Source organism: Pseudomonas sp. GL_093, assembly GCF_057837605.1.
On record NZ_CM174448.1, the window covers coordinates 6314778 to 6338034 of the forward strand.

The following is a 23257-nucleotide window of genomic DNA, read 5'->3' on the forward strand; positions in this document are numbered from 1 at the left end:
ATTTAGGGGTACAAGAGTCTAAAGAGGATCTTGCCCCCAGTCAAGGCAAGGCCCCGACCTCCTCACTCATCCAACCTCGACAAATTGTCTCGATTCGATGAACGGAATGGCCAGGGCCTTACGCTCATTTACCGCAGAACTCAGTTACCGCTCGAGTTCAGCGCTTCGGTCAGTGCAGCTTCCACTTCACTGGCGCTTACGCGCAACGGTTTGTCAGCATCACGACGGCGTTTGCGCTCGCTGTGATAAGCCAGACCAGTACCAGCCGGGATCAGACGACCCACGACCACGTTTTCTTTCAGGCCGCGCAGGTAATCGCGCTTGCCGGTTACCGCCGCTTCGGTCAGTACGCGAGTGGTTTCCTGGAAGGAAGCCGCCGAGATGAACGATTCGGTGGACAACGACGCCTTGGTGATACCCAGCAGCACGCGAGTGAACTTGGAAACGAATTTCTCGTCGCCAGCCAAACGCTCGTTCTCTACCAGAACGTGAGTCAACTCCATCTGGTCGCCCTTGATGAAAGTCGAGTCGCCGGATTCAGCGATTTCAACCTTACGCAACATCTGACGCAGGATGGTCTCGATGTGCTTATCGTTGATCTTCACGCCTTGCAGACGATAAACGTCCTGGATCTCGTTCACGATGTACTTGGCCAGCGCACTCACACCCAGCAGACGCAGGATGTCGTGTGGATCGCTCGGGCCATCGGAGATAACTTCGCCGCGGTTTACCTGTTCGCCTTCGAAGACGTTCAGGTGACGCCACTTAGGAATCAGCTCTTCGTACGGATCGGTACCGTCGTTCGGGGTGATAACCAGACGGCGCTTGCCTTTGGTCTCTTTACCGAACGCGATGGTGCCGCTGACTTCAGCCAGAATCGAGGCTTCTTTCGGACGACGTGCTTCGAACAAGTCGGCAACACGTGGCAGACCACCGGTGATGTCACGGGTCTTCGAAGTCTCTTGCGGGATACGAGCGATAACGTCACCGATCGCAATCTTCGCACCGTCCGCTACACCAACCAGGGCGTTAGCAGGCAGGAAGTACTGAGCAATTACGTCGGTACCCGGCAGCAAGAGATCCTTGCCGTTGTCATCAACCATCTTCACAGCAGGACGGATATCTTTACCGGCAGCTGGACGGTCTTTGGCGTCGAGTACTTCAATGTTGGTCATACCGGTCAATTCGTCAGTCTGACGCTTGATCGTGATGCCTTCTTCCATGCCCACGTAGGTCACGGTACCTTTCATTTCGGTAACGATTGGGTGAGTGTGCGGATCCCACTTGGCCACGATTGCGCCAGCGTCGACCTTGTCACCTTCTTTAACCGAAATCACAGCACCGTACGGCAGCTTGTAACGCTCGCGCTCACGACCGAAGTCATCAGCGATTGCCAGCTCACCGGAACGGGACACAGCAACCAGGCAACCATCCACTCGCTCAACGTGCTTCAAATTGTGCAGACGAACGGTACCGCCATTCTTCACCTGGACGCTGTCCGCAGCGGAGGTCCGGCTAGCGGCACCACCGATGTGGAACGTACGCATGGTCAGCTGGGTACCCGGTTCACCGATGGACTGGGCAGCGATAACGCCGACCGCTTCACCGATGTTCACCTGGTGACCACGAGCCAAGTCACGGCCGTAGCACTTGGCGCAAATGCCATAGCGGGTTTCGCAGCTGATCGGCGAACGCACGATCACTTCATCGATGCTGTTCAGCTCGATGAACTCAACCCACTTCTCGTCTACCAGCGTGCCGGCAGGAACGATGATTTCTTCGGTACCTGGCTTGAACACGTCACGGGCAATAACACGACCCAATACGCGCTCACCCAGCGGCTCAACAACGTCACCGCCTTCAATGTGCGGAGTCATTACCAGGCCATGCTCGGTGCCGCAATCGATCTCGGTCACAACCAGATCCTGCGCCACGTCTACCAGACGACGAGTCAGGTAACCGGAGTTCGCAGTTTTCAACGCGGTATCCGCCAAACCTTTACGAGCACCGTGAGTGGAGATGAAGTACTGAAGTACGCTCAAACCTTCACGGAAGTTCGCAGTAATCGGCGTTTCGATGATGGAACCATCCGGCTTGGCCATCAGGCCACGCATACCGGCGAGCTGACGGATCTGCGCAGCAGAACCCCGTGCGCCCGAGTCGGCCATCATGTACATCGAGTTGAAGGATTCCTGGTCGACTTCGACGCCATGGCGGTCGATGACTTTCTCTTTCGAGAGGTTGGCCATCATCGCCTTGGAAACTTCGTCGTTCGCCTTGGACCAAAGGTCGATCACTTTGTTGTACTTCTCGCCCTGGGTTACCAGGCCGGAGGCGTACTGACTTTCGATCTCTTTCACTTCATCAGTAGCAGCATTGATGATGCGGGCTTTTTCATCCGGGATAACGAAGTCGTTAACACCGATGGAAACGCCGGAAATGGTCGAATAGGCAAAACCGGTGTACATCAACTGGTCAGCGAAGATCACGGTCTCTTTCAAACCAACCACGCGGTAGCACTGGTTGATCAGCTTGGAGATCGCCTTTTTCTTCATCGGCTGGTTGACGACGTCGTACGACAGGCCAGGTGGAACAACCTGGAACAACAGCGCACGGCCGACAGTGGTGTCGACGATACGAGTGCCGCTCACGCTGCCGCCATCACGGTCGTTGACGGTTTCGTTGATCCGCACTTTGACTTTAGCGTGCAGTGCGGCTTCGCCGGCACGGAACACACGGTCAACTTCTTGCAGATCCGCAAACACACGACCTTCGCCCTTGGCGTTGATCGCTTCACGAGTCATGTAGTACAGACCCAATACAACGTCCTGCGACGGAACGATGATTGGCTCACCGTTGGCTGGCGACAGAATGTTGTTGGTCGACATCATCAACGCACGCGCTTCCAACTGGGCTTCCAGTGTCAGCGGTACGTGCACGGCCATTTGGTCGCCGTCGAAGTCGGCGTTGTACGCAGCACAGACCAACGGGTGCAGCTGGATAGCCTTACCTTCGATCAGTACCGGTTCAAACGCCTGGATACCCAGACGGTGAAGGGTCGGTGCACGGTTGAGGAGAACCGGGTGTTCACGGATCACTTCAGCGAGAACGTCCCAAACCTCTGGCAGCTCGCGCTCGACCATCTTCTTGGCAGCTTTGATGGTGGTCGCGAGACCACGCATTTCCAGCTTGCCGAAAATGAACGGTTTGAACAGCTCGAGAGCCATTTTCTTCGGCAGACCGCACTGGTGCAGACGCAGGGTCGGACCTACGGTAATTACCGAACGACCGGAGTAGTCAACACGCTTACCGAGCAAGTTCTGACGGAAACGACCTTGTTTACCCTTGATCATGTCAGCCAGGGATTTCAGAGGACGCTTGTTGGAACCGGTGATAGCGCGGCCACGACGACCGTTATCGAGCAGTGCGTCGACAGCTTCCTGCAACATACGCTTTTCGTTGCGCACGATGATGTCCGGAGCGGACAGATCAAGCAGGCGCTTCAAGCGGTTGTTACGGTTGATCACTCGACGATACAGATCGTTGAGGTCGGAAGTCGCGAAGCGACCGCCATCCAGCGGGACCAGTGGACGCAGATCTGGCGGCAGAACCGGCAGAACGGTCAGCACCATCCATTCTGGAAGGTTGCCGGAACCCTGGAAGGCTTCCATCAACTTCAGACGCTTGGACAGCTTCTTGATTTTGGTTTCGGAGTTGGTTTGCGGAATTTCTTCACGCAGACGGCCAATCTCGTGCTCCAGGTCGATAGCGTGCAGCAGTTCACGGACAGCTTCGGCACCCATGCGGGCATCGAAATCGTCGCCGAACTCTTCCAGCGCTTCGAAGTACTGCTCATCGTTGAGCAGCTGACCTTTTTCAAGGGTGGTCATGCCTGGATCGATAACGACATAGCTCTCGAAGTAGAGAACGCGTTCGATATCACGCAGGGTCATGTCCATCAGCAAGCCGATACGCGACGGCAGCGATTTCAGGAACCAGATGTGGGCAACTGGCGAGGCCAGTTCGATGTGCGCCATGCGCTCACGACGAACTTTGGCCAGCGCGACTTCAACGCCGCACTTCTCGCAGATCACACCGCGGTGCTTCAAGCGCTTGTACTTACCGCACAGGCACTCGTAATCCTTTACCGGGCCAAAGATCTTGGCGCAGAACAGGCCGTCACGCTCAGGTTTGAACGTACGGTAGTTGATGGTTTCCGGCTTTTTAACTTCACCGAACGACCACGAACGGATCATCTCAGGCGATGCCAATCCAATACGGATGGCGTCGAACTCTTCGACTTGACCCTGGTTTTTCAGCAAATTCAGTAGGTCTTTCAAGGCCTTTCCTCCTGGCGGAGCAGAGAGCGGGCAATCCTGCCCCGCTCTCGATTCGCGTCACGTGTTATTCGGTTTCCAGATCGATATCGATGCCGAGGGAACGAATTTCCTTGATCAACACGTTGAAGGACTCGGGCATGCCCGGCTCCATACGGTGATCGCCATCCACGATGTTTTTGTACATCTTGGTACGGCCGTTCACATCGTCCGACTTCACTGTGAGCATTTCTTGCAGAGTGTAAGCAGCACCGTATGCTTCCAGTGCCCAGACCTCCATCTCCCCGAAACGCTGACCACCGAACTGCGCCTTACCACCCAGCGGCTGCTGAGTAACCAGGCTGTACGAACCGGTAGAACGAGCGTGCATCTTGTCGTCTACCAAGTGGTTCAGCTTCAGCATGTACATGTAGCCAACAGTAACCGGGCGCTCGAACTTGTTGCCGGTACGGCCGTCGGTCAGCTGCATCTGGCCGCTTTCTGGCAGGTCTGCCAGTTTCAGCATGGCCTTGATTTCGCTTTCCTTGGCGCCGTCGAACACTGGAGTGGCCATTGGAACGCCGCCACGCAGGTTCTTCGCCAGATCCAGGATTTCCTGGTCGGAGAAGCTATCCAGATCTTCGTTACGACCGCCGATCTGGTTGTAGATCTCGTCCAGGAATTTACGAAGCTCAGCGACTTTGCGCTGCTCTTCGATCATCCGGTTGATCTTCTCGCCCAAGCCTTTAGCCGCGAGGCCCAGGTGGGTTTCAAGGATCTGACCAACGTTCATACGCGAAGGTACGCCCAACGGGTTGAGGACGACGTCGACCGGGGTGCCATTGGCATCGTGCGGCATGTCTTCAACCGGCATGATCACGGAGACCACACCTTTGTTACCGTGACGACCGGCCATCTTGTCGCCCGGCTGGATGCGGCGACGGATTGCCAGGTAAACCTTGACGATTTTCAGCACGCCTGGAGCCAGGTCATCGCCCTGCTGCAGTTTGCGCTTCTTGTCTTCGAACTTGTCGTCCAGCAGACGGCGGCGATCAACGATGTAGGCCTGAGCCTTCTCGAGCTGCTCGTTCAGAGCATCTTCAGCCATGCGCAGTTTGAACCACTGACCATGCTCAAGACCGTCGAGAACTTCGTCGGTGATTTCCTGACCTTTCTTCAGACCGGCGCCGCCTTCGGCTTTGCGGCCGACCAGAGCGGAACGCAGACGTTCGAAAGTAGCGCCCTCAACGATACGGAACTCTTCGTTCAGGTCCTTGCGGATCTCGTCGAGTTGAGTCTTCTCGATCGACAGTGCACGAGCATCACGCTCAACGCCGTCGCGGGTGAAGACCTGTACGTCGATGACGGTACCCTTGGTGCCGGTAGGCACGCGCAGGGAGGTGTCTTTAACGTCGCTGGCTTTTTCACCGAAGATGGCACGCAGCAGTTTTTCTTCCGGAGTCAGCTGGGTCTCGCCTTTCGGAGTGACCTTACCAACCAGGATGTCGCCTGCGCCAACTTCAGCACCTACGTAAACGATACCGGCTTCGTCCAGCTTGTTCAGTGCAGCTTCACCCACGTTCGGGATGTCTGCAGTGATTTCCTCTGGCCCAAGCTTGGTGTCACGTGCCACACAGGTCAGTTCCTGAATGTGGATCGTGGTAAAGCGATCTTCTTGAACAACTCGTTCCGACAGGCAGATGGAGTCTTCGAAGTTGTAACCGTTCCAGGCCATGAACGCGATGCGCATGTTCTGACCCAGCGCCAGTTCACCCATGTCGGTGGACGGGCCGTCAGCCATGATGTCGCTACGCTGAACCCGATCACCTTTACGCACCAGCGGACGCTGGTTGATGCAGGTGTTCTGGTTGGAGCGGGTGTATTTGGTCAGGTTGTAGATGTCGACACCAGCTTCACCGGTTTCAACTTCATCATCAGCAACACGAACCACGATACGGCTGGCGTCGACGGAATCGATAACGCCACCACGACGAGCCACGACGCAAACGCCGGAGTCACGAGCTACGTTACGCTCCATGCCAGTACCGACCAGCGGCTTGTCAGCGCGCAGGGTTGGTACAGCTTGACGCTGCATGTTCGAACCCATCAACGCACGGTTGGCGTCATCGTGCTCGAGGAACGGGATCAGCGACGCTGCAACCGAAACTACCTGCTTCGGAGAAACGTCCATCAAGGTGACGTCTTCCGGCGCCTTGACGGTGAACTCGTTCAAGTGACGAACAGCTACCAGCTCGTCGATCAGCATTTTCTTGTCGTTCATCGTGGCCGAAGCCTGAGCGATCACGTGATCAGCTTCTTCGATGGCGGACAGGAACACGATCTCGTCGGTGACCAGAGCGTCTTTCACCACACGGTACGGGCTCTCGAGGAAGCCGTACTGGTTGGTGCGCGCATAAGCGGCCAGGGAGTTGATCAGACCGATGTTCGGACCTTCCGGCGTTTCAATCGGGCATACACGACCGTAGTGAGTCGGGTGTACGTCACGAACTTCAAAGCCAGCACGCTCACGAGTCAAACCGCCAGGGCCGAGTGCAGAAACACGACGCTTGTGGGTGATCTCGGACAGCGGGTTGTTCTGGTCCATGAACTGGGAAAGCTGGCTGGAACCGAAGAACTCTTTCACCGCCGCAGCCACTGGCTTGGCGTTGATCAGGTCTTGCGGCATCAGGCCTTCGCTTTCAGCCATCGACAGACGCTCTTTGACCGCACGCTCAACACGTACCAGGCCAACGCGGAACTGGTTCTCGGCCATTTCGCCTACGCAGCGAACACGACGGTTACCCAAGTGGTCGATGTCATCGACGATGCCTTTGCCGTTACGGATGTCGACCAGAGTCTTCAGCACCGCAACGATGTCTTCCTTGCACAACACGCCCGAACCTTCGATCTCGGTACGACCGATACGACGGTTGAACTTCATCCGGCCGACCGCAGACAGGTCATAGCGCTCAGGGCTGAAGAACAGGTTGTTGAACAGAGTCTCGGCAGCGTCTTTGGTTGGCGGCTCGCCTGGACGCATCATGCGATAGATCTCGACCAGCGCTTCCAATTGGTTGCTGGTGGAGTCGATCTTCAGCGTGTCGGAGACGAACGGACCGCAGTCGATATCGTTGGTGTACAGAGTTTCGATGCGAACAACCTGGGCCTTGGCGATTTTTGCCAGGATCTCGGTGTTCAGCTCGGTGTTGCACTCAGCCAGGATTTCGCCGGTTGCCGGATGCACGATGGCCTTGGCGGTAGTGCGACCCAGGACGTAGTCCAGAGGCACTTCCAGGGTCTTGAGACCGGCTTTTTCGATCTGGTTGATGTGGCGCGCAGTAATACGACGACCAGCCTCAACGATGACCTTGCCCTTCTCGTCCTGAATATCAAGAACAGCGATTTCACCACGCAGACGCGAAGCAATCAGTTCCAGACTGAGGGTTTCGCCGCTCAGGTGGAAAACGTTGGTGGTGTAGAAAGCGTCCAGCACTTCTTCGGTGGTATAGCCGAGCGCGCGCAGCAGTACCGATGCAGGCAGCTTGCGACGACGGTCGATACGCACGAATACGCAGTCTTTCGGGTCGAACTCGAAGTCCAGCCACGAACCGCGGTAAGGAATGATACGCGCCGAGTACAACAGTTTGCCGGAGCTGTGCGTCTTGCCACGGTCGTGGTCGAAGAACACGCCCGGGGAACGGTGCAGCTGGGAAACGATTACACGCTCGGTACCGTTGATTACGAAGGTACCGTTCTCAGTCATCAGGGGGATTTCACCCATGTAGACTTCTTGCTCTTTAATGTCCTTGATCGCTTTGTTCGACGATTCTTTGTCGAAAATGATCAGGCGCACTTTTACCCGCAAAGGTACGGCATAAGTTACACCGCGCAATACGCATTCTTTGACATCAAATGCCGGTTCGCCCAGGCGATAACCGACGTACTCCAGCGCAGCATTGCCGGAGTAGCTGATGATCGGGAAAACGGATTTGAAGGCCGCATGCAGGCCCACGTCGCGGAACTGATCTTTAGTCGCTCCCGCTTGCAAGAATTCACGATACGAATCCAGCTGGATGGCCAGGAGGTACGGCACATCCATGACGTCCGGCAACTTGCTAAAGTCCTTGCGGATACGTTTTTTCTCAGTATATGAGTAAGCCATCAGCGTTCCCCAGCTTGGTCACCTGCTTGTTTGGCCCCTCCCGACGGGAGCAGCCAGAAAATCGTGCAAACCCCATGGTTTGCGCCACCGCATCGGGTGGTTACAGCTCGTTATCAGCACCGACCCAGTCGGCTGCCAATAACGGAAAAAGGCCGGTGGCAAGAGCCACCAGCCATCAGCCTTTCGCTTAACGCTCGGGCTGGAGACGCAAAGTCGATGCTTACTTCAGCTCGACTTTAGCGCCTGCTTCTTCCAGAGTGGCTTTTGCTTTGTCAGCTGCGTCTTTCGAAACAGCTTCCAGAACAACGCCAGGAGCGCCGTCAACTACAGCCTTGGCTTCTTTCAGGCCCAGACCGGTCAGTTCACGTACTGCCTTGATCACGTTAACTTTCTTCTCGCCAGCTTCCAGCAGCATGACGTTGAATTCAGTTTGTTCTTCAACAACGGCAGCGACAGCAGCTGGACCAGCGGAAGCAGCGGCAGCGGAAACGCCGAACTTCTCTTCCATGGCCTTGATCAGCTCAACGATTTCCAGAACGGATTTTTCGCCGATTGCTTCGATGATTTGGTCGTTAGTCAGAGACATGACTATAAATTCCTGTATTGGGGTGACAGCCTACGCGGCCATCGAAATAAACAATAAACGCTGAAAGGAGTCGCTCAGCCTTAGGCTGCGGCAGCTTCTTTCTGGTCGCGAAGAGCCGCCAGAGTACGAGCCAATTTGCTGGTTGCGCCTTGAATCACGCTCATCAGCTGAGAAATTGCTTCGTCACGGGTCGGCAGGCTTGCCAGTACGTCGATCTGATTAGCTGCGAGGAACTTGCCCTCGAACGCAGCTGCCTTGATCTCGAACTTATCCTGACCTTTTGCGAACTCTTTGAAGATACGAGCAGCAGCGCCCGGATGATCTTTGGAGAATGCAATCAAGGTCGGGCCGGTGAACACGTCGTTGAGCACGTCATATTGAGTGCCAGCAACGGCGCGCTTGAGCAGGGTGTTACGTACAACACGTACGTAAACGCCAGCTTCACGAGCCTCTTTACGGAGTCCGGTCATAGCGCCTACTGTTACGCCACGGGCATCAGCCACGACAGCGGACAGAGCAACTTGGGCAGCCTTGTTGACTTCAGCGACGATGGCCTTCTTGTCTTCAAGTTTAATTGCCACGGGAAAAACTCCTGCTTGTTACCGTTTCATCCAACCGAGGCCAGATGTCGTTTTGGTGTCTGATTCGGTAAGGAACCGGGAGCACCATCTGCGTAGGCTTGAGGTTTAAGACTTGCGTCGCCTACGGTCTTGGATAGCCCCCGCCAGGCAGGGACCCCAATCTTTCAATTGGCGCAATCGCTTGCGCCAACCTGTGTCTTACGCGTCGAGCGAACCTTGGTCGATGACCAGGCCTGGACCCATGGTGGTGCTCAGGGTAACGCGCTTGACGTAAATACCTTTCGAGGAAGCAGGCTTGATACGCTTCAGATCAGCGATCAGGGCTTCAACGTTTTCCTTCAGTTTGACGGCGTCGAAGCCAACCTTGCCAACGGAGGTGTGGATGATGCCGTTTTTGTCGGTGCGATAACGAACCTGACCAGCCTTGGCGTTCTTAACCGCGGTAGCTACGTCTGGCGTTACGGTGCCGACTTTAGGGTTAGGCATCAGGCCACGTGGGCCCAGGATCTGACCCAACTGACCAACAACGCGCATTGCATCCGGGGATGCGATAACTACGTCATAGTTCAGGTCGCCGCCTTTCATTTCGGCAGCCAGATCGTCCATACCTACACGGTCAGCGCCGGCAGCCAAAGCGGCCTCAGCAGCTGGACCCTGGGTGAACACAGCAACGCGAACGGTCTTGCCAGTGCCGTGTGGCAGCACAGTAGCGCTACGAACGACCTGGTCGGATTTACGCGGGTCAACGCCCAAGTTTACAGCAACGTCGAACGACTCGCTGAACTTGACGGTCGACAGCTCAGCCAGCAGAGCAGCAGCGTCTACAAAGTTGTAGGACTTGCCTGCTTCGATTTTGCCGGCGATAGCCTTTTGACGCTTGGTCAACTTAGCCATTACACACCCTCCACGTTAAGGCCCATGCTACGAGCAGAACCGGCGATAGTACGCACGGCCGCGTCCATATCAGCTGCAGTCAGATCCGCGTTTTTGGTTTTCGCGATTTCTTCCAGCTGAGCACGGGTAACGGTGCCAACCTTAACTGTGTTCGGACGAGCGGAACCGCTAGTCAGACCAGCAGCTTTCTTCAGCAGAACCGAAGCAGGTGTGGATTTGGTTTCGAAAGTGAAGCTACGGTCGCTGTAGACAGTGATGATCACTGGAGTCGGCAGACCTGGTTCAATACCCTGAGTACGGGCGTTGAAAGCCTTGCAGAATTCCATGATGTTCACGCCGTGCTGACCCAGAGCAGGACCAACAGGTGGGCTTGGGTTAGCCTGAGCGGCCTTCACTTGCAGCTTGATGTAAGCGGTAATCTTCTTGGCCATGAGGCACTCCAATTACGGGTTCGAACGCCTCGAAAGGCTCCCCGGTTACTTGCGCGTTTATCCCAGTGACGACAAAACCCCACAGCCTAGGGCTGCGGGGTTGGGATGCTTGTTCAGCTAGACCTTTTCGACCTGGCTGAACTCTAGCTCTACCGGAGTAGAGCGACCGAAAATGAGCACTGCCACTTGGATCCGGCTCTTCTCGTAGTTAACTTCTTCGACCGTGCCGGTAAAGTCGGCAAACGGACCGTCATTGACACGCACCGACTCACCTGGCTCGAACAACGTCTTCGGCTTCGGCTTGTCGCTACCATCAGCAACGCGACGCAGAATCGCTTCTGCCTCTTTATCAGTAATAGGTGCAGGTTTATCCGCAGTACCGCCGATAAAGCCCATCACCCGAGGAGTATCCTTGACCAAGTGCCAAGTACCCTCATTCATATCCATCTGAACCAGCACATAACCTGGGAAGAACTTGCGCTCGCTTTTGCGTTTCTGGCCATTACGCATTTCAACCACTTCTTCAGTGGGAACCAGAATTTCGCCGAAGCCATCTTCCATGCCAGCCAGCTTTACGCGCTCTACCAACGAGCGCATGACATGCTTCTCGTAACCGGAGTAAGCATGCACAACGTACCAACGCTTAGCCACGGGACACCCTTAGCCGACAATCAAGGAAACAAGCCAGCCGAGCAGGGAATCAAGCCCCCACAACAGCAACGCCATAACCAGAACAACAGCCACAACAATCAACGTGGTCTGCGTGGTTTCTTGGCGAGTTGGCCATACGACTTTACGAATCTCGGTGCGAGCTTCCTTAACCAGTACAAAGAAAGACTTGCCCTTGACCGTCTGCAGGCCTACAAAGGCAGCTACAGCAGCAATGGCGAGCAAAGCAAGTACGCGGTACAGGATCGGCGAAGCAGAGTAATACTGATTGCCAACAACGCCAACAACCACCAAAGCAACTACTACTAGCCACTTGAGCAGATCGAAGCGAGAGCCTTGAGCTTCAGCTTTAGGAGTCATCTATGAAGATCCTGTGAAAAGAAAGCCAGACACACCAAGTGAATCTGGCAGGTCAGGAGGGAATCGAACCCCCAACCTACGGTTTTGGAGACCGTCGCTCTGCCAATTGAGCTACTGACCTAAAACAAAATCAGGCCGACCATTATGCCGGCCCGAAAAAGACATTACAACAATTTACTCGATAACCTTAGCAACGACACCAGCGCCGACGGTACGACCGCCTTCACGAATGGCGAAACGCAGACCATCTTCCATTGCGATGGTTTTGATCAGAGTGACCGTCATTTGGACGTTATCACCTGGCATCACCATCTCAACGCCTTCCGGCAGTTCGCAGTTACCGGTCACGTCAGTGGTCCGGAAGTAGAACTGTGGACGGTAGCCTTTGAAGAATGGCGTATGACGACCACCCTCTTCCTTGCTCAAAACGTAAACTTCAGCAGTGAACTTGGTATGCGGCTTGACAGTGCCCGGCTTAACCAGAACCTGGCCACGCTCAACATCATCACGCTTGGTACCACGCAGCAATACGCCGCAGTTCTCGCCAGCACGACCTTCGTCGAGCAGCTTGCGGAACATCTCAACACCAGTGCAAGTAGTTTTGACAGTGTCACGAAGACCAACAATCTCAACCTCTTCCTGAATGCGGACAATGCCACGCTCAACACGACCAGTCACAACAGTACCGCGACCGGAGATCGAGAAAACATCCTCGATCGGCATCAGGAACGGCTTATCAATAGCACGCTCAGGCTGCGGAATGTAGCTATCCAGAGTCTCGACCAACTTCTTGACAGCAGTAGTGCCCATCTCGTTGTCGTCTTGACCATTCAGCGCCATCAGCGCCGAACCAATGATGATCGGAGTGTCATCACCCGGAAAATCATAAGTGCTCAGCAGGTCGCGCACTTCCATCTCAACCAGCTCCAGCAGCTCAGCATCATCGACCATGTCAGCCTTGTTCAGGAAGACAACGATGTACGGAACGCCAACCTGGCGGGACAGAAGGATATGCTCACGGGTTTGCGGCATCGGACCATCAGCGGCCGAGCAAACCAGAATCGCACCATCCATCTGAGCAGCACCGGTAATCATGTTTTTTACGTAGTCAGCGTGACCTGGACAGTCAACATGTGCGTAGTGACGCACAGCCGAATCGTACTCAACGTGAGCGGTGTTGATGGTAATACCACGAGCTTTTTCTTCAGGGGCGCTATCGATCTTGTCGAAGTCAACCTTTGCCGAACCGAAAACCTCGGAGCAGACGCGAGTCAAAGCAGCAGTCAGAGTTGTTTTACCGTGATCGACGTGACCAATGGTACCAACGTTGACGTGCGGCTTATTACGTTCGAACTTTTCCTTAGCCATCAAAACCACCCCTAGGAGAAGAATTAAGCAGGTCAAACAAGCCATTAAAACAAAGGCAGATATTTTCATATCTGCCTTGTTATATGGAGCTCTTGAGCGGATTTGAACCGCTGACCTCACCCTTACCAAGGGTGTGCTCTACCAACTGAGCTACAAGAGCGTAACGCTGTGCAGGATCTGCAAACTTGGAGCGGGTAGCGGGAATCGAACCCGCATCATCAGCTTGGAAGGCTGAGGTTCTACCACTAAACTATACCCGCGAGCTTGCAGCTCTCGCTAAAAATGGTGGAGGGGGAAGGATTCGAACCTTCGAAGTCGTAGACGTCAGATTTACAGTCTGATCCCTTTGGCCGCTCGGGAACCCCTCCTAAGCGAGCCGGCATTCTATATCATGCCAGCCTTCTGTCAAGCATTTTCTCATTAAAAACCTGAGGTTAGCTGCGTTGACATCACTTTGCGGTGTTAACCGTTAAAGGTCTTCACTGCGAAGCGGGCGCCATTCTATGCAAACTATTCGGCGGGTGCAACCCCCTCGCACGGCATTATTTTATGTTTTAACTCATTGAATTCTCTAGAAAGGTTTTTCAGCTGCGAATCATCCAGCCAACGCCGGCTTTCTGGTGCCACACGCACCCAGTAACCATCAGAGTCGGCGGGAGGCCTCAGCAAGGACTCAAACTTGATTTCCATGCCGCTCAATCGCCGCTCAACCGCCTGAGCTGCCTCCTGACGAGTAAAACCGCCAAGATAGAGGCATCCATCGTCTGCCTGGGTAGGCTTTCCTTTATCACGAGCCGCGTCAGTCGTTTCACTCAACAAGCGAATATCCTGCTGCGAACCCCTATATAAATTCAAAGGGGTTACATCCTTCGCACGCAGAGGAGCCTCTTGCTGGTGCCAGACGTAATAGAACACATTGAGAACAAGCAGCAGCAGAAACAACCAACGCATAAAAACCTCACGACAAGGGACACGCCATAGCCAAACCTACAAACACCAGATCAGGAACCACCCTGGCCTCAGGCACGATCTCGGAAACCAGGTCTGCATCTCCTCCAGTGAGGAACACAGCAAAATCATCTCCCCAATAGCTATGCGCCAACTCTAGCTGCGTCAGGACAAAGCCTCTCAGCATCAATGAGCATCCCCGCTCGACAGCTTCGACAGTTGTCCGACCAGGAACAAGACTTTCCAGAGCGCGCTCGGCGGCTAGATCGCCATAACGAATTCTACGGGTGTGGGTACGCAATTGGTTTCGCATCAGAGGCATTCCCGGGCATATAAATCCTCCGAGGTGCTCTCCATCCCTAGAGATGAAGTCCGCAGTAACAGCCGTACCAAAATCAAGCACAAGGCACGCACCCGAAGCCAGTTGGAATCCCCCAAGCATCGCCAGCCAACGGTCGAGCCCTAACCGCTCGAACTCCTCATAGCCATTACGAACTCCGGACATCTCGCGGGATGGCGCTGCACATGCCACCGACACACCAAAAGCTTCTGTCAGCAGAGAAACCAGTGCACTGGTCTCTTCTGCGGTCCTGACACTGACCAACCGGCAAAACTTGAGAGCGAGACCCTTGAGCGCTTTCAAGCTCTCCAACAAAGCGAGATCCGAATCAACGACGCCCTCGCCAATCACCCGCCGAACATCCGCGTCGAGCACACGCCACTTGATAAAACTGTTTCCGCAGTCGAGCTCAAGAATCATCACGCAACCTCAGACTGAGCTCACCACCACTAAAGACTTTTTCCACACCACCCACCTTCAAGCGCAGAGCACCCTGACTATCAATACCCAGCACTTCGCCATCTATATGGTTAACACCTGCGATCAACGACACGGCCCGTCCCTGCCAGAGATGATTTTGCTCCCACTCTGCCTGGATAGCTGAAAATCCGTCGGCTTGATGACGAGACAGATATGCCTGGAGCATCGCGCCCAATTCCCCGACCAAGTGATTTCGATCAAACACCTTGCCCGACTCTAGCCGCATGGACGTCCACTGCTGATCTACCTCATCGGTAATCTGCATATTCACATTAATTCCCACACCCAGCACAACGTGACACACATCAGCAGGGTCTCCCACCAGCTCGAGCAATATCCCGGCGATCTTCTTCTGACCAACCAGAACATCGTTGGGCCACTTCAATCCAGCCCCCGAAATACCAAGCTCACGCAGGGCCTGCATGACGGCGAGCCCAACAACAAGACTCAAGCCTTCCAGCTGACGCATTCCACCTTCAATACGCAGCACGAGGCTGTAATAGATGTTTTCCGCAAATGGACTCGCCCATTTACGTCCACGCCGCCCGCGCCCCGCAGTTTGCCGTTCGGCAAGCACCAGAAAGGGTGCCGCCTGCCCCCGCTCTATGGCGCGCAAAGCCTCGGCATTAGTAGAATCAATTGAATCGAAAACCAGGATGGGCCAATCACAAGAAGGCGCCTGCTCTCTTATCTCGACAGGATCAAGCAGCGTCAATGGCGCAGCCAGTTGATAGCCGCGACCCCGCACCTTATGAATGGATAATCCCAGCTCAGCTTCTAAATGCTGAAGCTGCTTCCAAACGGCACTACGACTGACACCCAAGGCGACGCCCAAGGCCTGACCCGAATGGAATCGGCCATCTTTAAGAAGCTTTAACAATGTCAGCATGCAAGTCTCGCCTCACAATGAGGCCCGCATGATAGCCATGCCCCGCGCCATTGCATAGAAACCCTACAGGTCAGTTTTTCTGCGGGCAAAACAAAACCCCTACCTGCATACGCAGATAGGGGTTTCGGAATTTAATCTTGACGATGACCTACTCTCACATGGGGAAACCCCACACTACCATCGGCGATGCATCGTTTCACTGCTGAGTTCGGGATGGGATCAGGTGGTTCCAATGCTCTATGGTCGTCAAGAAATTCGGGTACTGAGTCGTGACCTGTTGGTCTCGCTTCAGCAAATTGGGTATGTGACAGCAGGTGTTTTGTGAGTATCTCGAACTTTCGGTTCGTTTCGTCTTCACACACCGCAATCTGGCCTTTCGACGCAAATTGCTTGGGTGTTATATGGTCAAGCCTCACGGGCAATTAGTATTGGTTAGCTCAACGCCTCACAGCGCTTACACACCCAACCTATCAACGTCGTAGTCTTCGACGGCCCTTCAGGGGACTCAAGGTCCCAGTGAGATCTCATCTTGAGGCTAGTTTCCCGCTTAGATGCTTTCAGCGGTTATCTATTCCGAACATAGCTACCCGGCAATGCCACTGGCGTGACAACCGGAACACCAGAGGTTCGTCCACTCCGGTCCTCTCGTACTAGGAGCAGCCCCTCTCAAATCTCAAACGTCCACGGCAGATAGGGACCGAACTGTCTCACGACGTTCTAAACCCAGCTCGCGTACCACTTTAAATGGCGAACAGCCATACCCTTGGGACCGGCTTCAGCCCCAGGATGTGATGAGCCGACATCGAGGTGCCAAACACCGCCGTCGATATGAACTCTTGGGCGGTATCAGCCTGTTATCCCCGGAGTACCTTTTATCCGTTGAGCGATGGCCCTTCCATACAGAACCACCGGATCACTAAGACCTACTTTCGTACCTGCTCGACGTGTCTGTCTCGCAGTCAAGCGCGCTTTTGCCTTTATACTCTACGACCGATTTCCGACCGGTCTGAGCGCACCTTCGTACTCCTCCGTTACTCTTTAGGAGGAGACCGCCCCAGTCAAACTACCCACCATACACTGTCCTCGATCCGGATAACGGACCTGAGTTAGAACCTCAAAGTTGCCAGGGTGGTATTTCAAGGTTGGCTCCACGCGAACTGGCGTCCACGCTTCAAAGCCTCCCACCTATCCTACACAAGCAAATTCAAAGTCCAGTGCAAAGCTATAGTAAAGGTTCACGGGGTCTTTCCGTCTAGCCGCGGATACACTGCATCTTCACAGCGATTTCAATTTCACTGAGTCTCGGGTGGAGACAGCGCCGCCATCGTTACGCCATTCGTGCAGGTCGGAACTTACCCGACAAGGAATTTCGCTACCTTAGGACCGTTATAGTTACGGCCGCCGTTTACCGGGGCTTCGATCAAGAGCTTCGCGTTAGCTAACCCCATCAATTAACCTTCCGGCACCGGGCAGGCGTCACACCCTATACGTCCACTTTCGTGTTTGCAGAGTGCTGTGTTTTTAATAAACAGTCGCAGCGGCCTGGTATCTTCGACCGGCATGGGCTTACGCAGTAAATGCTTCACCCTCACCGGCGCACCTTCTCCCGAAGTTACGGTGCCATTTTGCCTAGTTCCTTCACCCGAGTTCTCTCAAGCGCCTTGGTATTCTCTACCCAACCACCTGTGTCGGTTTGGGGTACGGTTCCTGGTTACCTGAAGCTTAGAAGCTTTTCTTGGAAGCATGGCATCAACCACTTCGTCACCCAAAGGGTAACTCGTCATCAGCTCTCGGCCTTAGAATCCCGGATTTACCTAAGATTCCAGCCTACCACCTTAAACTTGGACAACCAACGCCAAGCTGGCCTAGCCTTCTCCGTCCCTCCATCGCAATAACCAGAAGTACAGGAATATTAACCTGTTTTCCATCGACTACGCTTTTCAGCCTCGCCTTAGGGACCGACTAACCCTGCGTCGATTAACGTTGCGCAGGAAACCTTGGTCTTTCGGCGTGGGTGTTTTTCACACCCATTGTCGTTACTCATGTCAGCATTCGCACTTCTGATACCTCCAGCAAGCTTCTCAACTCACCTTCACAGGCTTACAGAACGCTCCTCTACCGCATCACCTAAGTGATACCCGTAGCTTCGGTGTATGGTTTGAGCCCCGTTACATCTTCCGCGCAGGCCGACTCGACTAGTGAGCTATTACGCTTTCTTTAAAGGGTGGCTGCTTCTAAGCCAACCTCCTAGCTGTCTAAGCCTTCCCACATCGTTTCCCACTTAACCATAACTTTGGGACCTTAGCTGACGGTCTGGGTTGTTTCCCTTTTCACGACGGACGTTAGCACCCGCCGTGTGTCTCCCATGCTCGGCACTTGTAGGTATTCGGAGTTTGCATCGGTTTGGTAAGTCGGGATGACCCCCTAGCCGAAACAGTGCTCTACCCCCTACAGTGATACATGAGGCGCTACCTAAATAGCTTTCGAGGAGAACCAGCTATCTCCGAGCTTGATTAGCCTTTCACTCCGATCCACAGGTCATCCGCTAACTTTTCAACGGTAGTCGGTTCGGTCCTCCAGTTAGTGTTACCCAACCTTCAACCTGCCCATGGATAGATCGCCCGGTTTCGGGTCTATTCCCAGCGACTAGACGCCCTATTAAGACTCGCTTTCGCTACGCCTCCCCTATTCGGTTAAGCTCGCCACTGAAAATAAGTCGCTGACCCATTATACAAAAGGTACGCAGTCACCCAACAAAGTGGGCTCCCACTGCTTGTACGCATACGGTTTCAGGATCTATTTCACTCCCCTCTCCGGGGTTCTTTTCGCCTTTCCCTCACGGTACTAGTTCACTATCGGTCAGTCAGTAGTATTTAGCCTTGGAGGATGGTCCCCCCATATTCAGACAAAGTTTCTCGTGCTCCGTCCTACTCGATTTCATGACTAAGAGATTTTCGCGTACAGGGCTATCACCCACTATGGCCGCACTTTCCAGAGCGTTCCGCTAATCTCAAAGCCACTTAAGGGCTAGTCCCCGTTCGCTCGCCACTACTAAGGGAATCTCGGTTGATTTCTTTTCCTCAGGGTACTTAGATGTTTCAGTTCCCCTGGTTCGCCTCTTAAGCCTATGTATTCAGCTTAAGATAACCATCTTATGATGGCTGGGTTCCCCCATTCAGACATCTCCGGATCAAAGTCTGTTTGCCGACTCCCCGAAGCTTTTCGCAGGCTACCACGTCTTTCATCGCCTCTGACTGCCAAGGCATCCACCGTATGCGCTTCTTCACTTGACCATATAACCCCAAGCAATCTGGTTATACTGTGAAGACGACATTCGCCGAAAATTCGATAATACTCAATTAAGAGCAACTCACAAATTTTACCTTAGCCTGATCCGTTACCAGTGAAAGTAACGTTCAGTCTATCTTTCTATCACATACCCAAATTTTTAAAGAACGATCTAGCCAAAGACTAGAAATCAACATTCACCATCATCACGATGGAATGCTCATTTCTAAGCTTTCAACAAACAGAAGCAGTAGTGGTGGAGCCAAACGGGATCGAACCGTTGACCTCCTGCGTGCAAGGCAGGCGCTCTCCCAGCTGAGCTATGGCCCCGTATTTCTACAGGTTCCCACACAAAATTGGTGGGTCTGGGCAGATTCGAACTGCCGACCTCACCCTTATCAGGGGTGCGCTCTAACCAACTGAGCTACAGACCCAATTTCGAGCTTTAAGGCCGACCTCACCCTGCTCTTTACCACAGAGCATGGGGTGCGTTCCAACCAACTAAGCTACAACCTGTTAGGGCTGCTTCTTATCGTCTTCTTCAATGAATCAAGCAATTCGTGTGGGAGCTTATGGAGCAGCTGATGTCGTCGATTAAGGAGGTGATCCAGCCGCAGGTTCCCCTACGGCTACCTTGTTACGACTTCACCCCAGTCATGAATCACACCGTGGTAACCGTCCTCCCGAAGGTTAGACTAGCTACTTCTGGTGCAACCCACTCCCATGGTGTGACGGGCGGTGTGTACAAGGCCCGGGAACGTATTCACCGCGACATTCTGATTCGCGATTACTAGCGATTCCGACTTCACGCAGTCGAGTTGCAGACTGCGATCCGGACTACGATCGGTTTTCTGGGATTAGCTCCACCTCGCGGCTTGGCAACCCTCTGTACCGACCATTGTAGCACGTGTGTAGCCCAGGCCGTAAGGGCCATGATGACTTGACGTCATCCCCACCTTCCTCCGGTTTGTCACCGGCAGTCTCCTTAGAGTGCCCACCATTACGTGCTGGTAACTAAGGACAAGGGTTGCGCTCGTTACGGGACTTAACCCAACATCTCACGACACGAGCTGACGACAGCCATGCAGCACCTGTCTCAATGTTCCCGAAGGCACTCCGCTATCTCTAGCAGATTCATTGGATGTCAAGGCCTGGTAAGGTTCTTCGCGTTGCTTCGAATTAAACCACATGCTCCACCGCTTGTGCGGGCCCCCGTCAATTCATTTGAGTTTTAACCTTGCGGCCGTACTCCCCAGGCGGTCAACTTAATGCGTTAGCTGCGCCACTAAGAGCTCAAGGCTCCCAACGGCTAGTTGACATCGTTTACGGCGTGGACTACCAGGGTATCTAATCCTGTTTGCTCCCCACGCTTTCGCACCTCAGTGTCAGTATCAGTCCAGGTGGTCGCCTTCGCCACTGGTGTTCCTTCCTATATCTACGCATTTCACCGCTACACAGGAAATTCCACCACCCTCTACCATACTCTAGCTTGTCAGTTTTGAATGCAGTTCCCAGGTTGAGCCCGGGGATTTCACATCCAACTTAACAAACCACCTACGCGCGCTTTACGCCCAGTAATTCCGATTAACGCTTGCACCCTCTGTATTACCGCGGCTGCTGGCACAGAGTTAGCCGGTGCTTATTCTGTCGGTAACGTCAAGACACCAACGTATTAGGTTAATGCCCTTCCTCCCAACTTAAAGTGCTTTACAATCCGAAGACCTTCTTCACACACGCGGCATGGCTGGATCAGGCTTTCGCCCATTGTCCAATATTCCCCACTGCTGCCTCCCGTAGGAGTCTGGACCGTGTCTCAGTTCCAGTGTGACTGATCATCCTCTCAGACCAGTTACGGATCGTCGCCTTGGTGAGCCATTACCTCACCAACTAGCTAATCCGACCTAGGCTCATCTGATAGCGCAAGGCCCGAAGGTCCCCTGCTTTCTCCCGTAGGACGTATGCGGTATTAGCGTCCGTTTCCGAGCGTTATCCCCCACTACCAGGCAGATTCCTAGGCATTACTCACCCGTCCGCCGCTCGCCACCAGGTACAAGTACCCGTGCTGCCGCTCGACTTGCATGTGTTAGGCCTGCCGCCAGCGTTCAATCTGAGCCATGATCAAACTCTTCAGTTCAAACATCTTTGGGTTTTTAAGAAACCCTAAACTTGGCTCAGCAATCGTTGGTTACATCTTTGATTTCTCGCGGAGTAACTTGTGATGCTGATAATCTTGTTGACTATCAGTCTGACTCCACAAGCACCCACACGAATTGCTTGATTCAGTTGTTAAAGAGCGGTTGGTTAAGATCTTTCGTCTCAACCGAGGCGCGCATTCTACAGCAGCCCCTGTTGCTGTCAAGCGGTTATTTTTCGAAGTTTTCAAAGTTTCCTTTGCAACTTCAACCACTTGCGCTTGCGATCTCTCGTTAGCGGGAGGCGAATTCTACAGCGTTAGTCGCTGCTGTCAACACCTCTTTTACACCGCTTTCGACCGAGAAGATCGAATCGTCAATCAAGCTAAACCACCCTGCCTGACCGACTCCTTCTGGGCTTCGATAACCTGAAGCAACTCGCTGTCGAAAACTGCATAACTCATTGTTTACCAAGGAGTTTTCCGTTTCGACTGCGCCGGAAGTGGGGCGAATTATAGACTTCCAGAATCTGCCGTCAACCCCTAATTTGAGCTTTATTCGGATTTGAGCGTGATACGCGCAAATGCCTTCTTCCCAGCCTGGCAAACATGAGTCGCGCCCAGTACGTATATAAAGGTGCGATCGACAACCTCACCATCTATACGCACACCACCAGAACCTAGAAGGTCCCGCGCGACAGCCGAGTTCTTGACCAGACCTGCCTTGTTAAGGACAGCAGCGATCGGCATGTCTTCAGTAGCAGTCAATTCGATCTCCGGCAGATCGTCCGGCAGCTCGCCTTCCTTCATCCGGTTACCCGCCGCACGGTGAGCATTGGCCGCAGCCTCTTCACCATGGAAACGCGCAACGATCTCCTCGGCCAGCTTGATCTTGATATCACGCGGATTGGCACCCGCCTCGACATCGGCACGGAATGCATTGATCTCATCCATGGAGCGGAAGCTGAGCAATTCGAAGTAGCGCCACATCAGCGCATCCGGAATGGAAACCAGTTTGCCGTACATCACACCCGGCGCTTCCTGAATACCCACGTAGTTGCCCAAGGACTTGGACATCTTCTTCACACCATCCAGACCTTCGAGCAGCGGCATGGTCAGAATGCACTGAGCCTCTTGACCATATCCACGCTGCAGTTCGCGCCCCATCAACAGGTTGAACTTCTGATCAGTACCACCCAGCTCGACGTCCGCACGCAAGGCGACCGAGTCATAACCCTGAACCAGCGGATAGAGGAACTCATGAATGGCGATTGGCTGATTGGTGGTGTAGCGCTTATAGAAGTCGTCGCGCTCGAGCATGCGAGCCACGGTGTACTGAGAAGTCAGACGAATGAAATCGGCCGGCCCCATCTGATCCATCCAGGTGGAGTTGAACGCAACTTCGGTTTTCGCCGGATCAAGAATCTTGAAAACCTGGGTCTTGTAGGTTTCGGCATTCTCGAGAACCTGCTCGCGGGTAAGAGGAGGACGTGTCGCACTCTTACCGCTCGGATCGCCGATCATCCCGGTGAAGTCACCTATAAGGAAGATCACCTGATGCCCCAGCTCCTGGAACTGGCGCAGCTTATTAATAAGCACGGTATGGCCCAGGTGCAAATCCGGCGCGGTCGGATCGAAGCCTGCCTTAATACGTAGGGGCTGGCCACGCTTGAGCTTTTCGATCAGCTCGGACTCGACCAACAGTTCTTCCGCACCACGTTTAATCAGCGCTAGCTGCTCTTCAACCGACTTCATAACAGACCCGCAAGGCTCGAATTCAAAGGGAACCAACCATACAAGATCGCGCGTCAAAT

General features: G+C 54.0%; 13 protein-coding genes, 6 tRNA genes and 3 rRNA genes. All 22 read right to left on the reverse strand.

Going from position 1 to position 23257, the window contains the following annotated elements:
* Window positions 1-140: 140 nt before the first annotated feature.
* Window positions 141-4340, reverse strand: a complete 4200-nt coding sequence (gene rpoC, locus AC3IUE_RS29220) for a DNA-directed RNA polymerase subunit beta' (RefSeq protein ID WP_046047315.1) — start codon at window positions 4338-4340, stop codon at window positions 141-143.
* 64 nt (window positions 4341-4404) lie between these two features.
* Window positions 4405-8478, reverse strand: coding sequence for a DNA-directed RNA polymerase subunit beta (rpoB, locus tag AC3IUE_RS29225; protein ID WP_056743440.1), 4074 nt, complete (start codon window positions 8476-8478; stop codon window positions 4405-4407).
* Window positions 8479-8698: 220 nt separating this feature from the next.
* The gene (gene rplL, locus AC3IUE_RS29230) at window positions 8699-9064 is read right to left on the reverse strand and encodes a 50S ribosomal protein L7/L12 (RefSeq protein ID WP_008145490.1); all 366 of its coding nucleotides are present in this window, start codon (window positions 9062-9064) and stop codon (window positions 8699-8701) included.
* 80 nt (window positions 9065-9144) lie between these two features.
* A complete protein-coding gene (gene rplJ / locus AC3IUE_RS29235) occupies window positions 9145-9645 on the reverse strand; it encodes a 50S ribosomal protein L10 (protein ID WP_008145489.1) in 501 nt (166 codons plus the stop codon).
* Between the two features lie 198 nt (window positions 9646-9843).
* A complete protein-coding gene (rplA, locus tag AC3IUE_RS29240; protein WP_007896626.1) occupies window positions 9844-10539 on the reverse strand; it encodes a 50S ribosomal protein L1 in 696 nt (231 codons plus the stop codon).
* A complete protein-coding gene (rplK, locus tag AC3IUE_RS29245) occupies window positions 10539-10970 on the reverse strand; it encodes a 50S ribosomal protein L11 (protein ID WP_003210097.1) in 432 nt (143 codons plus the stop codon). Before rplK ends, rplA begins: the two co-directional genes overlap by 1 nt.
* Before the next feature lie 117 nt (window positions 10971-11087).
* On the reverse strand, window positions 11088-11621 hold the full coding sequence (gene nusG, locus AC3IUE_RS29250) for a transcription termination/antitermination protein NusG (protein WP_007896622.1): 534 nt from the start codon (window positions 11619-11621) through the stop codon (window positions 11088-11090).
* A 9-nt stretch (window positions 11622-11630) separates the two neighbouring features.
* A complete protein-coding gene (secE, locus tag AC3IUE_RS29255) occupies window positions 11631-11999 on the reverse strand; it encodes a preprotein translocase subunit SecE (protein ID WP_008145488.1) in 369 nt (122 codons plus the stop codon).
* Window positions 12000-12044: 45 nt separating this feature from the next.
* Window positions 12045-12120, reverse strand: a tRNA-Trp gene (locus tag AC3IUE_RS29260).
* 53 nt (window positions 12121-12173) lie between these two features.
* Window positions 12174-13367: an elongation factor Tu gene (tuf, locus tag AC3IUE_RS29265; RefSeq protein ID WP_007896619.1), complete on the reverse strand. Its 1194-nt coding sequence runs from the start codon at window positions 13365-13367 to the stop codon at window positions 12174-12176.
* Between the two features lie 84 nt (window positions 13368-13451).
* Window positions 13452-13527, reverse strand: a tRNA-Thr gene (locus AC3IUE_RS29270).
* Window positions 13528-13553: 26 nt separating this feature from the next.
* A tRNA-Gly gene (locus AC3IUE_RS29275) sits at window positions 13554-13627 on the reverse strand.
* A gap of 23 nt (window positions 13628-13650) precedes the next feature.
* Window positions 13651-13735 (reverse strand) — tRNA-Tyr (locus AC3IUE_RS29280).
* Between the two features lie 142 nt (window positions 13736-13877).
* Window positions 13878-14318 (reverse strand): hypothetical protein, encoded by a 441-nt coding sequence (locus tag AC3IUE_RS29285; protein ID WP_056743442.1) that lies wholly within the window; start codon window positions 14316-14318, stop codon window positions 13878-13880.
* 7 nt (window positions 14319-14325) lie between these two features.
* Window positions 14326-15075 carry a pantothenate kinase gene (locus AC3IUE_RS29290; RefSeq protein WP_489264438.1) on the reverse strand — a complete coding sequence of 250 codons (750 nt, stop codon included), beginning with the start codon at window positions 15073-15075 and terminating at the stop codon, window positions 14326-14328.
* The gene (gene birA / locus AC3IUE_RS29295; protein WP_462000004.1) at window positions 15065-16024 is read right to left on the reverse strand and encodes a bifunctional biotin--[acetyl-CoA-carboxylase] ligase/biotin operon repressor BirA; all 960 of its coding nucleotides are present in this window, start codon (window positions 16022-16024) and stop codon (window positions 15065-15067) included. Before birA ends, AC3IUE_RS29290 begins: the two co-directional genes overlap by 11 nt.
* 135 nt (window positions 16025-16159) lie before the next feature.
* A 5S ribosomal RNA gene (gene rrf, locus AC3IUE_RS29300) occupies window positions 16160-16275 on the reverse strand.
* A 150-nt stretch (window positions 16276-16425) separates the two neighbouring features.
* A 23S ribosomal RNA gene (locus AC3IUE_RS29305) occupies window positions 16426-19317 on the reverse strand.
* Window positions 19318-19566: 249 nt separating this feature from the next.
* Window positions 19567-19642 (reverse strand) — tRNA-Ala (locus AC3IUE_RS29310).
* Window positions 19643-19669: 27 nt separating this feature from the next.
* Window positions 19670-19746 (reverse strand) — tRNA-Ile (locus tag AC3IUE_RS29315).
* A 161-nt stretch (window positions 19747-19907) separates the two neighbouring features.
* Window positions 19908-21446, reverse strand: a 16S ribosomal RNA gene (locus AC3IUE_RS29320).
* The 16S, 23S and 5S rRNA genes sit together here with 2 tRNA genes alongside, the layout of an rRNA operon.
* Window positions 21447-21998: 552 nt before the next feature.
* On the reverse strand, window positions 21999-23198 hold the full coding sequence (tyrS, locus tag AC3IUE_RS29325; protein WP_056741332.1) for a tyrosine--tRNA ligase: 1200 nt from the start codon (window positions 23196-23198) through the stop codon (window positions 21999-22001).
* Between the last annotated feature and the right edge of the window lie 59 nt (window positions 23199-23257).

Coding starts and splice junctions, on each gene's coding strand:
- rpoB (WP_056743440.1), bottom strand. CDS start 8,478: ATGGCTTACTCATATACTGAGAAAAAACGTATCCGCAAGGACTTTAGC.
- rplK (WP_003210097.1), bottom strand. CDS start 10,970: ATGGCCAAGAAGATTACCGCTTACATCAAGCTGCAAGTGAAGGCCGCT.
- rplL (WP_008145490.1), bottom strand. CDS start 9,064: ATGTCTCTGACTAACGACCAAATCATCGAAGCAATCGGCGAAAAATCC.
- AC3IUE_RS29285 (WP_056743442.1), bottom strand. CDS start 14,318: ATGCGTTGGTTGTTTCTGCTGCTGCTTGTTCTCAATGTGTTCTATTAC.
- tyrS (WP_056741332.1), bottom strand. CDS start 23,198: ATGAAGTCGGTTGAAGAGCAGCTAGCGCTGATTAAACGTGGTGCGGAA.
- rplA (WP_007896626.1), bottom strand. CDS start 10,539: ATGGCTAAGTTGACCAAGCGTCAAAAGGCTATCGCCGGCAAAATCGAA.
- birA (WP_462000004.1), bottom strand. CDS start 16,024: ATGCTGACATTGTTAAAGCTTCTTAAAGATGGCCGATTCCATTCGGGT.
- tuf (WP_007896619.1), bottom strand. CDS start 13,367: ATGGCTAAGGAAAAGTTCGAACGTAATAAGCCGCACGTCAACGTTGGT.
- AC3IUE_RS29290 (WP_489264438.1), bottom strand. CDS start 15,075: ATGATTCTTGAGCTCGACTGCGGAAACAGTTTTATCAAGTGGCGTGTG.
- secE (WP_008145488.1), bottom strand. CDS start 11,999: ATGACTCCTAAAGCTGAAGCTCAAGGCTCTCGCTTCGATCTGCTCAAG.